The sequence below is a fragment of the Salegentibacter maritimus genome (assembly GCF_016236975.1).
GTDB classification, from domain to species: domain Bacteria; phylum Bacteroidota; class Bacteroidia; order Flavobacteriales; family Flavobacteriaceae; genus Salegentibacter; species Salegentibacter maritimus.
Window position 1 is genome coordinate 1 of record NZ_JAEHNY010000021.1, and the last position, 15,548, is coordinate 15,548.

At 35.5% G+C, this 15,548-nt stretch carries 11 protein-coding genes and 1 pseudogene; 11 read left to right on the forward strand and 1 reads right to left on the reverse strand.

Features of this window, described 5'->3' with window-relative positions; translation table 11 throughout:
* Positions 1 to 70 precede the first annotated feature (70 nt).
* From I6U50_RS15610 to I6U50_RS15665, 11 genes and pseudogenes are all read left to right on the forward strand, one after another.
* Positions 71 to 1,209: pseudogene (locus tag I6U50_RS15610) on the forward strand (IS3 family transposase).
* A gap of 93 nt (positions 1,210 to 1,302) precedes the next feature.
* Positions 1,303 to 1,596, forward strand: a complete 294-nt coding sequence (locus I6U50_RS15615) for a hypothetical protein (protein ID WP_198639535.1) — start codon at positions 1,303 to 1,305, stop codon at positions 1,594 to 1,596.
* A gap of 195 nt (positions 1,597 to 1,791) precedes the next feature.
* Entirely contained in the window at positions 1,792 to 2,742 is a 951-nt protein-coding gene (locus tag I6U50_RS15620; RefSeq protein WP_198639536.1) for a Fic family protein, read from the forward strand.
* 615 nt (positions 2,743 to 3,357) lie between these two features.
* Entirely contained in the window at positions 3,358 to 4,017 is a 660-nt protein-coding gene (locus I6U50_RS15625) for a hypothetical protein (RefSeq protein ID WP_198639537.1), read from the forward strand.
* Positions 4,018 to 4,190: 173 nt separating this feature from the next.
* Entirely contained in the window at positions 4,191 to 5,435 is a 1,245-nt protein-coding gene (locus I6U50_RS15630; protein ID WP_198639538.1) for a hypothetical protein, read from the forward strand.
* A 152-nt stretch (positions 5,436 to 5,587) separates the two neighbouring features.
* Positions 5,588 to 6,109, forward strand: coding sequence for a hypothetical protein (locus I6U50_RS15635; protein ID WP_198639539.1), 522 nt, complete (start codon positions 5,588 to 5,590; stop codon positions 6,107 to 6,109).
* Between the two features lie 268 nt (positions 6,110 to 6,377).
* A complete protein-coding gene (locus I6U50_RS15640) occupies positions 6,378 to 6,803 on the forward strand; it encodes a hypothetical protein (protein WP_198639540.1) in 426 nt (141 codons plus the stop codon).
* Positions 6,787 to 7,551 carry a tetratricopeptide repeat protein gene (locus I6U50_RS15645; protein ID WP_198639541.1) on the forward strand — a complete coding sequence of 255 codons (765 nt, stop codon included), beginning with the start codon at positions 6,787 to 6,789 and terminating at the stop codon, positions 7,549 to 7,551. Before I6U50_RS15640 ends, I6U50_RS15645 begins: the two co-directional genes overlap by 17 nt.
* Before the next feature lie 178 nt (positions 7,552 to 7,729).
* Positions 7,730 to 9,217, forward strand: coding sequence for an IS1182 family transposase (locus I6U50_RS15650; protein WP_232805967.1), 1,488 nt, complete (start codon positions 7,730 to 7,732; stop codon positions 9,215 to 9,217).
* Positions 9,218 to 10,091: 874 nt separating this feature from the next.
* Positions 10,092 to 11,489, forward strand: a complete 1,398-nt coding sequence (locus I6U50_RS15660; protein ID WP_198639543.1) for a 3' terminal RNA ribose 2'-O-methyltransferase Hen1 — start codon at positions 10,092 to 10,094, stop codon at positions 11,487 to 11,489.
* Positions 11,479 to 14,052 carry a polynucleotide kinase-phosphatase gene (locus I6U50_RS15665; RefSeq protein WP_198639544.1) on the forward strand — a complete coding sequence of 858 codons (2,574 nt, stop codon included), beginning with the start codon at positions 11,479 to 11,481 and terminating at the stop codon, positions 14,050 to 14,052. The genes I6U50_RS15660 and I6U50_RS15665 overlap by 11 nt, the downstream gene beginning before the upstream one ends.
* A gap of 187 nt (positions 14,053 to 14,239) precedes the next feature.
* Here I6U50_RS15665 and I6U50_RS15670 read toward each other — a convergent pair.
* The coding region (locus I6U50_RS15670) for an IS1182 family transposase (RefSeq protein ID WP_232805968.1) at positions 14,240 to 15,548 on the reverse strand (1,309 nt) is incomplete at its 5' end.

The window sequence follows — 15,548 nt, forward strand, 5'->3', positions numbered from 1 at the left end:
TGTAGCCTTCCCTAAAAATAAGACAGTTTAAAATTCGAAATTGTTAATTTTAAAAACGATAAACTGTCCGATGAAAAAAAGTAGATTTACAGAAAGTCAGATCATCAAGATCTTGAAAGAAAACGAACAAGGCCGAGCTGTTGGTGATATCGCTCGAGAACTGGGTATTGATAAAAGCACTATCTATTATTGGCGTAAGAAATATGGTGGAATGGAAACTAGTGAGCTAAAACGGCTTAAGGAGTTGGAAGAAGAAAATCGCAAGCTCAAGCAGATGTATGCCGATGCCAGTCTAGATAACCAAATGCTGAAAGATATACTGTCAAAAAAGTTCTAAGGCCTTCCGACAAGAAGCATAGAGCGGTTTATTTGATCAAGGAGTACCAGGTCTCCATAAAACGAGCCTGTAATGTAGTAGGTTTAACCCGTTCGATGTGGTATTATCAGACTAAGCGAGACGATTATGAGGTAATCGATAAACTTTCTGAATTGGCCACTGAGTTGCCCACCAGAGGTTTTGATGAATACTATAAACGAATACGTCGCGAAGGCCATAAGTGGAACCGGAAACGGGTATTACGAGTATACCGGCAGATGAAGCTTAAGCTAAGGCGCAAACATAAAAAGCGCATTACAGGTAGGGTAAAACATCCTTTAGAGACCCCTGAACAATTGAATCAGGTTTGGAGTATGGATTTTATGTCAGATGTCCTTTCTGATGGCAGAAAGGTACGTGTCTTAAATATAATTGATGATTGCAACCGAGAAGTACTGGCTGTAGATCCAGGGTTGAACTATCCTGCTAGAAAGCTAGTGGAGACTTTAGAACAATTAGAAGAAGAAATTGGATTACCACAAACTATCCGTTGTGATAATGGCCCTGAGTTTATCTCTAAAACATTCAGTCAATGGTGCAATAGAAAACGTGTGGAAATACGGTATACCCAGCCAGGTAAGCCAATGCAAAACGGGTATATAGAACGTTTAAATAGATTTTATAGAGAAGATATATTAGATGCTTACTGGTTTAATGATTTACATCAATTGCGTTCTTTAAGCAATAAATGGATGGAAGATTACAATAATAACCATCCGCATCAATCCCTGGGCAATAAATCACCAAGGGAATACAAACCTCGATTCGGGGAAGAATTCTTCCCCGAATCGAATGATATTAATGAAAATTTATTGAATTTAGCCCTGTCTTAAATTGGGGAAGGCTACAAATTGGGGAAGGCTACATTTTTAGGGAAGGCTACATTTTTAGGGAAGGCTACATTTTTAGGGAAGGCTACAATTATAATGGATAAAAGCAAAGTAATCGACCTCAATATCAAAAAGGACTACAATAACAAATTGGACAAAATTGTAGAAAAATTAGAAGATATTGACAAAGTTATTTTTGGATTTATGATTGAACTTTCAACTTCCGATAAATGGAAAGATTGGTCAGAAAATCAAAAAGAAGGCGCAGTTTTCACCTTTGAAGATACAATGTTCGAAAATTGCCCGGATAAGAATGTAACTAAACTTCTAGAGTTAAGAAGGAAATTAGATTCCACTATTCGTGAATTAACGCAGGCTAACAACGGTTAATCGCCAATAAGCGGCACCGTTAGTAAGAAAATAATTAACTTGACCAACAAACCAATACTAAGCCGACAAATCCGCGTCCCCTACTCCGCCAACTGGCGATAACCGAGACCGTTGTACCCAATTATAAAAACAACATTTTTCTTTCAATTGGTAAAAAATGAGCTTACTTTTGATAATATCAAATGATAGTATCAAATGAAACCACCATACGAGATTACTCCTACTATTCTAAAATCCCTTACTTCAATTTCAGAAAAAATTGGTGCTATTAATGCCAATTACCTCAATAAACCTTCTCCTAAACTTAGAAAGGAAAATAAGATTAAAACAATTCATTCCTCTTTAAAAATAGAAGGAAACACCCTTACCGAAGAGCAAATAACAGCGCTTCTAGAACATAAAAGAATAATTGGCCCTAAAAAGGATGTGAAAGAAGTTCTCAATGCAATTGAAATTTATGAACACCTGGAAAATTATAATGCCTTTGATGAGAAATCATTTCTAAAATGTCATAAACATTTAATGAAAAATCTAATTGAAGATGCCGGAAAATATAGAAAACAAGGTGTTGGCATAATGAAGGGCTCAGAGGTAGAACACTTTGCTCCGCCACATCAAAATGTCCCTTTTTTAATGAAAGATTTATTTGATTATTTGAAGAAATCAGAAGAAATAGAACTTATTAAAAGTTGTGTTTTTCATTATGAAATGGAATTCATTCATCCTTTTTTAGATGGTAATGGCAGAATGGGACGGCTTTGGCAAACCCTAATTTTAATGGAGAAATATCCAATTTTTGAATATATACCTTTCGAGACTTTAATAAGTAAAGATCAAGAAAAATATTACGCAGCCTTATCAAAAAGTGACAAAGCAGGAAATTCTACATCATTTATTGAATATATGCTTGATGTGATTGAAACATCATTAAATGAGTTATTAGATTTTAACCAACGTACATTTACAGAAAAAGATAGGCTTGAATATTTTGTTTCATTAAATAAAAGAGAGTTTACACGAAAAGATTATATGGAAATATTCAAAGATATTTCAGGAGCAACTGCCAGTAGAGACCTTAAAAAAGGAGTGGAATTAAACTTATTTCAAAAAATAGGAGAAAAAAACAAAACAAAGTACAAATTATAACTGGGTACAACATAGGTTAAAGAAAATAGCTTAGGTTTAGCATGAATTCTATATTTTAGAAGTCTAAATTAATCCTGGTTAAACGGACAAGCTAGCTCTTCCCTACTCGCTACTTCCTTTAACCAAAACCGTTGTAAACAAGGCCTCCAGACAGAAAAAGAGAACTTTAATAAGAAAAACTCACTCTTACGCGGACTTATAAAAAGGCGAACTCAAAGATTGATTTTAGTAAAAAAGAGAACAAAAAATAAAACAAACGCTCACTCTGACGGACTAAAAATTTTAGAATTAAATAGAGTTAATTAAAAAAGAAATAATAAGTTTCTCAATCTTGCTCTAGAAAACTAGAAAAGATAAATGCTTACTCAAACCCCAAAAATCCACAAGAAAAAGACTGACAAAGAATAAAAACTAAAAAGGTAAGCGGCAAATCTCTCGTGCTTACTCAAACGTGTCGGCCCAGTTCACAACATCGGTTAAAGAAAATAGCTTAAGTTTAGCTAAAATTCTATATTTTAGAAGCCTATATTAAACCTGGTTAATCCGACAAGCTAGCGCTTCCCTACACGCTACTTCCCTTAACCAAAACCGTTGCCCCCAATATTTCAGAAAACTATGAACAAAATTCTACTTCTATTTTTTACTATTATTTCATTGTCTTGTACTTCTCAAAAAGAATCCAATTATGCCGACAAATTATCAGATTGTTTAACTGAAAATGATATAATTATTCTTAATGAAGCAACTTCATTATTTGAGAAAAAATTAGAAGAACACTACAAACGAAAAAATTCAAATAAAAACTTCAAGTCCTATATTGAAGATTTGGGTTCCATTCCTCCAAATTATGATTTCTCACCAGAGTTTTATTCAAATGATAAAACTGCAGAAATTATCCAGGAAATGAAGGAAAACAAAACATTTCAAAAAATATGGACAAAATATGAGGAAGACAATTCGGGAGAAGAAATTGCAATTGTTTCGTTGTCTGGGGAAATGGAAGAAGAACCTGAACAGAAAGAATTAATTACTTATGTTTTAAATCCAAATGGAGACTATTTAAAATGTCTAAATAGTAATTATTTAAACGAACCAATCAAAGAGGTTTTAAATGCTCAAATTAAGTATGGAGATTTAGCTCCTTCAATTATTGCCGGAGCAATGAATAAAAAATTAAAAGAAGAAGATTTCGGAAATGAAATGAATAAAGTAGTAGTTGCTTTCGCCTTATATTATAATATGGCTAATCTTCTAATAGATAATCCGATTAAATAAATACTGGGGCCAACAACGATTCATCGCAAATAACGGGTTATACCGGAAAAAGTGTAATTTAGAAAACCAATAAAGAAAAACGGTAAGCCGACAAATCCGCATCCCAACTCCCGTGACTTGCGATAACCGCAAACCGTTGTAGCTAATTATTCAAACAATATTTTCACCTAAATATGAATAGATTATCCGATCAAACCTTTCAAGAATACTATAAAGAATTATTTGACAATCTAAAGATAAGAATTGCGTCAGAAGATGATGATTATATAATTGTTCAACCAACTGATGATTTGGTTTCTTATTATATTGATGAAACATTAGAACCAATTGTATTTAACACCGATAAGGATGAAACTTTAAAACATGATAAGTTCATTAAAACTATTCCATCTTATGAAAGGGATTCAATGTATCAACACAACGGTGATCTTAAAATTGAATGCGAGAAGCTTATAGTCATGTTACCTATCATACCAAATGGGAACACTGATAAAATCCTAAAATTAAGGACTCAATCTATATCGATTTCAGGTAGTCCGGATATTACAATCAAGGGAGCTTTAGTGATAATAGAATTAGAAATCAAGGGCTATAGAATTGATCTAAGCGATGACCAAATAGAAAAGGAAATCTTAAATAGAAAAGAGAGCATAAAATCACACATTAATTCTAAAAATTTTGAAATGAATAAAGAGAATAAAAAGTTAGAAAAAAATCTAACTCAGTTTATTGAAGAAAGAAAAATTAAATTGGATTCTGATAAGAAAAGACTTTCTGGTTTAGTTAATAGGATTAAAATTCCTTTAGCAAGAAAAAATAGTGATTTAGTAAAGAAAATCCGAGTTGAGAAAAAACCATTCATCAAGAAAATTAAGCCAAGAACTCCAGATGAAGATTATATTTTGGATAGAGAGAAGGTCATTGATATAATTCAATTAATTAATAATCAATGTATTCAATTTGAAAAAACACCATTTACTTATCAAAATTTTCACGAACCAAATCTTCGGGATTTAATACTTGCAAATCTTAATTCTATATTCGAAGGAAGTGCAACAGGAGAAACCTTTAATAATAAAGGAAAATCTGATATTTATTTAAATATCGATAAGGGAAATATCCTAGTCGCAGAATGTAAGATTTATGAAGGTAAAAAGCTTTACCATGACACTATTGATCAGCTACTAGGTTATCTGACATGGAGGCAAAATTTCGGTATAATGGTCAATTTTTGCAAAAGAAAGAACTTTTCCAAAGTATTAACTGACGCCGAAGAAATAATAAAATCACATCAATCTTTTCAATCAGATTTTAGAAGTCATGAAAAGGCACATCTAATATCTAAACATAGTTTACCTGGTGATGATTATAAATACGTAGAAATTCATCATTTATATTATAATTTGTACGTAGAATAACTAGCTACAACAACGGTTCATCGCCAATAGGCGGCACCGTTAGTAAGAAAATAATTAACTTGACCAACAAACAAATACTAAGCCGACAAATCCGCGTCCCCTACTCCGCCAACTAGCGATAACCGAGACCGTTGGCGTTAATTTGAGAAAAAATGGAACATACAATAAAAATGTTTCTGAAAATAGGAAAAGAGGAACACATCAAAGACCTTTATGAAAACGGAACTGTTTACATAAATACGATTGAATACTTTAGGAAAATCGAAGATGAGGAATTACGTGGAGATGGATACGAAGGAGCTTCCGAAATAATTAATTCCTTGCCTGGAACTTTTAAAATCCCGGGAATCGACCGAGAATTTAAGTATGAAAAAATCCATATAAAAAAGTCTTTTGAAAAAGTTCTAGGAAACATCTATTCACTTTATTGCATTTCATCAAAGGGTTTTCCTAATCCTTTAGACTTTAAACTGGATGAAAAGAATTTAAGGTTCGGAACTCATTGCTTAATGATAAAAGACAATCAATATTTCTTTAACAAAATCCAATCTGAACTGAAAAAACGTGGATTTGAATATAAGCACGGATTTGTAGATTATTATGATAAAGACAAAATCAGCAACAAAAAACTAACTTTATTTGACAAACCCAAAGAATTTGAATACCAAAAATAATTTAGGTTTTACGTTCACAATAAAGAACTTGAACCTATCAAATTACAAATCGGAAGTCTGAAAGGGAAAGCCGAAATAATAGAAGCAAAACATTTGACTGAACTAAAACTTGAACTGAATAAAAACTAACGCCAACAATGTATAACCGCAATTACTGCGGATTCGACTAAGTCCGAATCCACTCGGAATTGCTAACACCTGTGTTTAATCGAAAATTAATATCTTTAAATCCGTAACTGACGGTTATACTGGACCGTTGTAACCAATTATGAAAAAAATTCTCGCCCTAACAATATTGCTTTTCACTCTTCAATCTTTTTCGCAGGAAAATAGTGATTGTGATGAACAGACTTTGCCATATTGGGCTTATGAAATTAACAGTCGAATTGAGGGCGAAAATCCAACTTTGAGAAAAGCTTTCAAAGAAATTCAATTAACCGAAACCGAAATTGAACCAAAAAGTGGATTTATAACATTGAGGTTAAATATTTCGAAAACAGGAAACCTTTGCGATATTGAAACATTCCAAATTGACGAAAATTATAAAAGTACTGAATTTAATAATGGACAATTAGTTAAAAAATTAGAACAAATTGCCACAGGACTAACGAATTGGAAAAGAGATAAAGATTATAAAACGTACAACCTAATCAGGTTAAAAATTAAAGACGGACGAATTGAACAAATTTTTTAAAATATTTGGTTACATAGTTGGTACTATTTTAGTCATTGCAATAGGTTTTGGAATCTATCTCTATTTTTGGAACGAAAATAGAATTGAGAAATCTAAAGAATTATCCCAACGAATTGAAAATTTTGAATCGCAAGACAGTAATGAATATATGGAATACTCTGTTCATTTAAACAAAGCTGGAGATTTTGAAAATGGATTCAAATATTTAAATAAAGCAGTAGAACTCGACCCAAAATTACATTTAGGCTACAGAGGTTGGATAAGATTAAGAAAAATGCGAGACTTTGACAAAGCTCTCGAAGATTTTGACCGACTTGACAGTTTGACACCAAATTTTGTAGATGCACCTTGGGGAGAAGACATCGACTTTTTGAGAGCAGAATGCTATTATGGTAAAAAAGACTACCAAAAGACAATTGACTTGTTAAATCGTAGTATAAAAAACCAAAAGGAAGATTGGGCTGATATTCATTCTTTTGTGTATTTGGGACTTTGCGAATTTGAACTTGGAAACTATGAAAAGGCGATTAGCGAATTTCAACGAGCATTAAAGCAATCGGAATATGTACCTGAATCCTTTTTTGGAATGGCAAAAGCTTACCAAAAACTTGGACAAATCGAAAAAGCAAAAGAGAGCATATTGAAAGCGGAAAATAATATGCATTACAAACGAGATGATGTTTACAACGAATTTTTAAATGAGATTTATATGTCCGAAATTCAGGAATTTAAGAATAATTTGAACTAAAAATAACTGGTTACAACAATGGCTATAATTCATTGCGGTTGAATTCCTTATCGGAATTCACCACAATTTTGCTATCTTTCTGCTACGGCGGAAAGAATCCTGCGGATTTTTCCGCAACGAAATCATAGCCGAGACCGTCAGACTGTCTCAAAACCTAAGAATTCTGTATTTTTAGGTTATGGAATACCAACAGGGACAAGACCGGGAACAACTTAGCCTTTACACCACTTGTTTGGATGATATAGTTCCCCGGGACAATAGCGTACGACTCATCGATCAATTTGTAAATCTCCTGGACCTTCGGGAAATGGGTTTTCAAACCATAGCCACTCAAGGACGACCACCATACCATCCCGGCGACCTTCTCAAATTATTTATCTATGGGTATATGAATCAAATGCGCTCTTCCAGGCGATTGGAAAAAGAATGCAAGCGAAACCTGGAAGTCATTTGGCTTTTAAAAAACCTCAAACCCGACCATAACACCATAGCCAGGTTTAGAAAGGAAAACCCAAAGGCCATTCGAAAGGTATTCCGTCAAAGTGTGGCCCTGGCACGTAACTTTAACCTCATTGGCGGAAAACTTATTGCCGGGGATTCTACCAAGCTAAGGGTCCAGAACAGCAAAAAGAACAATTACAATAAAAAGAAAGTTCAGCGCCACCTGGAGTATATCGATAACAAACTGGAAGAACACCAAAAGGAAATGGCCAAAGCCGATGGAGACCAGCAGCAGGAGCTCACAAAACAAATTGAGGGACGTAAAGAACAAAAGAAGAAGTATCAGGCTATACAAGAACAGCTGAAATCAGATAAATCTTCGGAGAACCCACAGCTATCCACTTCAGATCCCGATAGTCGGCATCAAATTGTACGAGGTACCATTACCGAGGTTTGCTACACAGCACAAACCACTGTAGATGCCAAACATAAATTCCTGATCTATTATAAACTGACCAATCAAAATGATAAAAAAGCTATGGGAATGATGCTAAGACGGGCAAAATCCATATTGCGAAATACTAGTTTTACCGCACTATACGATAAAGGTTACCACACCGGAAGTGAATTTTGTATAGCCGACACCTTAGGCATAAAAACCCTGGTGGCCATTCCTGGCATCGGCAGAAAAAGCCAGGCGCCCGATCCTAGGTACAATGCAGAAAACTTTAGCTATAACGAAACAAACGACACTTACACCTGTCCACAGGGAAACAACCTAACCTCCAATCAATCCCATTACAAAGCCCGTAACTATACCTTTAAACAATATAAAACCAAAGCCTGCAAAAAATGCCCTGTTAGGCACAAATGTACCACCTCCAAAATCAACGGGAAAGTCATCCAGCGAACGGAATTTACAGAGAATATTCAGGCCAATGCCAGGCGTGTAACAAAAAGTGAGCAGCTTTATAAGAAAAGACAGGCCCTGGTTGAACATCCTTATGGAACTATTAAACGGCAATGGGGCTTTGACCATATCATAACCAAGAAAGGAATGAAAGTAGCCTCGGCAGATCTGGGGCTTATGGCATTGGCCTATAATTTAAAACGTTTAATCAATACAGATATTGGCCTTAAAGAACTCCTTCAAAAAGCTATTATTGGCACCAAAACCCTGTTCTTAGTCTATATCAAGCCTCAAAACCCAATGCAGGTAATTTAGAAGATAAAAAACCTGATAACACTAAATTTTGGATTAAAACCAGATTACACCTATTTTTAATGAAAATACAGGTAGTTTTGAGACAGACTGCCGTTACCCAACATTTGAGAAATGCAGTTAAAATTTAAAATAATTTCTATAATATTATTTCTAATTGATGCTTTTCTTTTAATAATAAATACCAAATGTCGGGACGAGACTTTAAGCGTTATTCAGGATTTAACTTTTGGGAAATTCTTTTTATATTTAGGAATTGCATGCTTTGTTTTCTATTTGATTATAGTAAAATTCAAAAAAGCTTTTAACGTCATTCTAATATTTGCAATCATCTTTTTTTGTATCTCAATGTTCTTTAACCTTCGTTTGGCAAAAGACAATTATGACAGAATCCAATGCAATAAAGGTATATCTGAATATTATGAATATTTTGAATATGAATCTTGTGAGAAAATCAAAAAACGATTTGAGGATGACTTAATAAATGGACAACTCAAATATTTTCTGGAACCATATAATTCTGACTTGGAGTTTGAGCAAAGATTAAGAGAAATACATTCGATAAAACTTGTCGAAAAAAGTTGTACGCAGTTCACCTCAATGGAATGTTATAACGACTTGGTAAAGGACTATATAAAGAAAATAGAATAAAAAACGTTGGGTAACACCGGCTATAGTTCATTGCTTCTGACTTTCCTCCTGGAAAGTCAGAAGCAAATTTGCTATCTTCGGTTTTCGGCGGAAAATCCTCGCAGATTTTCACGCAACGAAACCATAGCCAAATCGTTCTCTGCAAGCTGAAAAGCCAACCGCACAAAGCAAAGAGTGCTAACGCACACATTGCTTTTTTGCCAACGCTAAAAATAAAAATGAATAAATGTTACTAACGATAACAACGACATATAAAAACGCAACTGACTTAGGTTTTTTGCTACACAAACATCCTGACAAATTACAGACTGTTGATTTGGCAGTTGGAAAAGCACATATTTTCTACCCTGAAAGCAGTTCAGAAAAAACAACAGTTGCATTACTTCTTGACATAGATTCAATTGATATGGTTCGAGGAGTAAGAAATCTTTCGGGTAAAGGTTTTTCACTTGGACAATATGTAAATGACCGACCTTATGTAGCTTCTTCGTTTATGAGTGTGGCTCTTTCAAAAGCATTCTCAACTGCAATGAATGGGAAGTGCAAGAACAAACCTGAATTAGTTGATATTAAAATGCCTTTTGAGGTAAAAATTTCTGTGCTACCAGCACCGAAAGGTGGAGAACTACTCATTCGAAAACTGTTTGAGCCTTTAGGTTATATAATAGTTGCAGAGCGACATCAATTGGATGAAAAGTTTGAAAATTGGGGAGATAGTAAATATTACACGGTTTCACTTTCAAACGAACTCAAATTAAAAGATTTACTCTCACATTTATATGTCTTAATTCCTGCATTGGATAACGACAAACACTATTTCGTGAGTCAAAATGAAATTGACAAACTTTTAAAAAAAGGAAAAGGCTGGTTGGAAAACCATCCCGAAAAAGAACAAATCACCAGAAGGTATTTAATCAATCTCAATTCACTTTCTCGACAAGCATTGGAACGCTTGAACGAAGGAATTGAAGAAGAAGAAAATGAAGATGAACTTCCTGTTGAGCTATTGGAGAAAAAGGAAACCTTACATCAACAACGTCTGAAGTTGGTTTTAGAAAAACTAAAAGATTCTGGGGCTAAAAAAGTAATCGACTTGGGTTGTGGCGAAGGGAAATTAATACGAATGATGTTAAAGGAAAAGCAATTTCAGAACATTACAGGAATGGACATTTCCTATTCCGAGTTAACCAAGTGTAAAGAACGACTACATTGGGATGAAATGGCACCAAGACAAAAAGAACGAATTGATTTGTTCCAAGGTGCTTTAACTTATAAAGACAAAAGATTAGAAGGCTATGATGCCGCTGCAATCGTTGAAGTCATTGAACATATGGACGAAAACAGATTAAAATCTTTTGAACGTGTAGTCTTTGAGTTTGCTAAACCAAAAAATGTAGTTCTGACCACACCAAACGGAGAATACAATGTAATGTATGAAAATTTAGAGGCTGGAACTATGCGACATACTGACCATAGATTTGAGTGGACAAGAAAAGAATTTGAAAACTGGGCAAATCAAGTCGCAGAAAATAATAATTATTCGGTGCAATTCGAACCAATCGGAGAAGTTGACGAAAAAGTTGGAGCACCTTCACAAATGGCAATATTTGAATATGGAAATTAAAGTACCTGAACTATCGTTGATTTTGCTAATTGGTGCGTCAGGTTCTGGGAAAAGCACATTTGCAAACAAATATTTTGACAAGCACGAAGTTGTTTCTTCTGATGTTTGCAGAGGAATCGTGTCAAACGATGAAAACAATCAAGCTGCTACAGGCGATGCATTCGATTTGTTGAATTTTATCATTGCAAAGCGTCTTAAAAATGGACTTCTGACTGTTGTAGATGCTACCAATGTTCAAAAAGAATCAAGGAAGAAGCTTATCAATTTAGCAAGAGAGTATCATACTCTGCCTGTTGCTATTGTATTGGATTTGCCGCAAAGAATTTGTGAAGATAGAAACGAAAATCGTGAAGATAGGAATTTTGGTGGACACGTTATTCGCCAGCAAAAAAAACAACTCAAACGGTCTATCAAAGGACTAAAAAGAGAAGGGTTTAGAAAAATTTATGTCTTAAAATCAGAAGAAGAAATCGCAGAAATATCTGGAATTACACATGAAAAACTTTATAATGACAAAAAAGACCTACACGGACCATTTGATATTATTGGTGACATACACGGATGTTATGATGAAACAATTGAACTTCTTGAAAAACTAAACTATAAGATTTCTTCTGTAGAGGACAACGGAACTAATTACGGCATTGAAGTAACACATCCTGAAAACAGACAAGTCATTTTTATTGGAGATTTAGTAGATAGAGGCCCAAATTCGCCTTCTGTCTTGAAGTTGGCGATGAGTATGGTAAGAAGTGGAGTTGCATTATGTGTTCCTGGAAACCACGATTTAAAACTTCAAAAGAAACTTAATGGGAAAAATGTTCAGTTAAAACACGGTTTGGCTGAAACAATGGAGCAATTGGAAAATGAATCTGATGCGTTCAAAGAAGACGTGAGGGAGTTTCTCTATAGTCTAATTTCTCACTACATTTTAGACAATGGCAAGTTGGCTGTTGCACACGCAGGAATCAAAGAAGAAATGCAAGGTCGTGGTTCTGGTGCAGTTCGTTCTTTCTGTCTATATGGAGAAACTACAGGAGAAATTGACGAGTTTGGATTGCCTGTCCGCTACAATTGGGCTTCCGAGTACAGAGGAAAAGCAAAAGTTGTTTATGGACATACGCCTGTTCCAAAAGCTGAATGGTTAAATAAAACCATTGACATTGACACAGGTTGTGTTTTTGGTGGTGAATTGACAGCGTTGCGTTATCCCGAAGAAGAGTTGGTTTCAGTAAAGGCTAAGAAGGTTTATTGCGAGCCTGTAAAACCGTTGGTAACCGAATCAGATTCTAATTTAAGTCACCAACAAGAATATGATGATTTGCTCAATATTGATGATGTTATTGGCAAGCGAATTGTGCAAACTCGATTACGAAACAACCTAACTATTAGAGAGGAAAATTCCATTGCTGCTTTAGAAGTAATGAGTCGTTTTGCTATCAATCCAAAATGGTTGATTTATTTACCACCAACAATGTCGCCTTGTGGAACAAGTGAGCTGCCAAACTATTTGGAACATCCGCAACAAGCTATCAATTATTATAAAAAGAGAAATATAGAAAAGATAGTTTGCGAAGAAAAGCATATGGGTTCTCGTGCTGTTCTGGTAGTCTGTAAAGATGAGCAAACAGTTTTAAAACGATTCGGTATTGAAAATGAAGGTGTTGGAATTTGTTACACTCGCACTGGACGAAACTTTTTTAATAATGAGAAAATCGAACAAGAGTTTTTGGGAAGGGTTCAAAATGCCCTAACCAAATCAAACTTTTGGGAAAAACACAAGACAGATTGGGTTTGTTTAGATGCAGAATTAATGCCTTGGTCGGCAAAAGCACAAGCGTTGTTAAAAGAACAATATGCAGCAGTTGGAACATCTGCTAAAAATGCTTTAACAGAAGTTGAGCAAGTCTTACAGCAATCCGCTAAAAGAAATATCGAGGGAATTAACACTCTGCTTAACAAATTCAGTAACAAGCGTAAGTCAATAGATAAATTTATTGATTCATATAGAAATTATTGTTGGGAAGTTGCAGACATTGAAGATTTTAAACTTGCACCATTTCACATTTTAGCAACCGAAGGCGAAGTCCACGTAGATAAGAATCACGAATGGCATATGGAAAACATCAAAGAAATATGTCTTGCAGATGAGAAGATTTTTAGAATCACACCATATAAAATCGTAGAAACTCAAAGTGAAGAAAGTGTAAATAATGTTATAAAATGGTGGACAGAATTGACCGAAAAAGGTGGAGAAGGAATGGTAGTGAAACCTTATGATTTTGTGAGCTTCGGGAAAGAAGGACTTTTACAACCTGCTGTAAAATGTAGAGGAAGTGAGTATTTAAGAATCATTTACGGAGCAGAATATGATACACCTGAAAATATGGAGAGACTAAAAAACAGAGGGCTTTCTAAAAAGCGGTCATTAGCTTTAAGAGAATTCGCATTAGGAGTTGAAGGTTTAGAAAGATTTGTAAGGAAAGAACCTTTAAGGCGAATCCACGAAAGTGTATTTGGAGTTTTAGCTTTGGAAAGTGAGGAAGTTGACCCAAGGTTATAACGAACGCATTTGCAAGCACATTGCCATCCTCGTTCCTGCGGTGTCAAAGAGCTCGCAAGCCAAAGCTGAAAACTAACGGAATGAAAAAAGCCAGCAGAGAACATTGGTAACCGTTGCACAAGCCGATAATTTTTTGAATGTCCTATACAAATAAGCCACTTTAAACGGTTTTCTTTTATAGATGAGTTTATGTGTTAACAAAATTCAGGTTCCGTAAAATTGAACTGTGGACTTCCTGTAACAGGGTTTTTGGTGAAAACAGCAAAGTAAGCAGTCCTGCCCCGGATTTCACTCTTTTATGGGTGAATTTCAGGTATTTCTTTAGGTTATAAGCAATGGCGGCCAGGTGCATGCACTTATTGGCCTGTTTGATTCCAATAGTATTTATTTTCCGTAGCCCCAAAAATTCTTTGAGGGTTCCAAAAACAGGTTCTACAGTGCTTTGACGTTTGCCTTTCATGTAGCGGCCACGCCTGCTCTTTACCCGTTCAATATTCCTTTCGTATTCCTCGCGGTAGGCCGTGATGTTGATCCGTTTCTCATGGCTCTTGCCGATGCAGGCCTGCTTTATGGGACAGCCTTTACAATCAGCCCGTGTGGTAAAATAATTGTCCTTTAGATTGCCATTTTCCATCTTCTGCTTTCTGAAGGTGACCTTCTTTCCCTGTGGACACAGCCAGTAATTACCTTCTTTGATATACTCAAATCCTTCAGGTCCGCCTTTATAAGTTCCGTGCGGAGGGATATAAGTGGTGAGGCCTTTCCTTTCGAAGTATGCATAATTCTCACCGCTACTATAACCAGCATCTGCCAATACATTCTCCCAGATCAAGCCTTCCCGGCGCAGGCGCCTGTTGAGCCTTGTAGCCGTGTCCTGCAGGTATTTAGTATCTTTTTTATCTGCGTGATAAGCTCGAACATCAGTAATGACGTGTGCTTCAACATCTACTGCCAGGTTGCACAGGTAGTTCAGTTTTCTGGCCTTGCCGGGTTTGACACTTATCCGGGCATCGGGATCTGTTGGGCTGTAATGTGTTTTGTTGCTTGTGTACCTGCTGCCTTTATTTTTGGCACCGGGGCGCATGTCCTGGTCCTGACTCCATTTTTTGTTACGGCTCTTTATTTCCTGAAGCTCCTTTTTACTGGCGGTAATTTTTTGCTGTTCTTCAGTAGCTTTGTTGCCTTTTGCTTTTCGATCTCTGCTACTTTGTACCCGCACTTTGGAAAGATGCTCCTCCAGATCTTCTGCCGGAACCTTAATCTCCAGGCTGTCCATAGAAGCATTGGCCTTTATAGGGGCCGAATCAATTGCTTGGGTATGCCCGCTCACCAATCCTGCTTCAATACACAGTTTTAAAACTTTGGTAAAGACTTCCTCGAAAATATCTTCAGGGAAAAGCTGGCGGGTACGGCTGATGGTACTGTGCCAGAGCAGTCCTTCATCCACATCATAACCCAAAAAATAGAGGATATCCAATCGCATAGCCGAGTGGTTC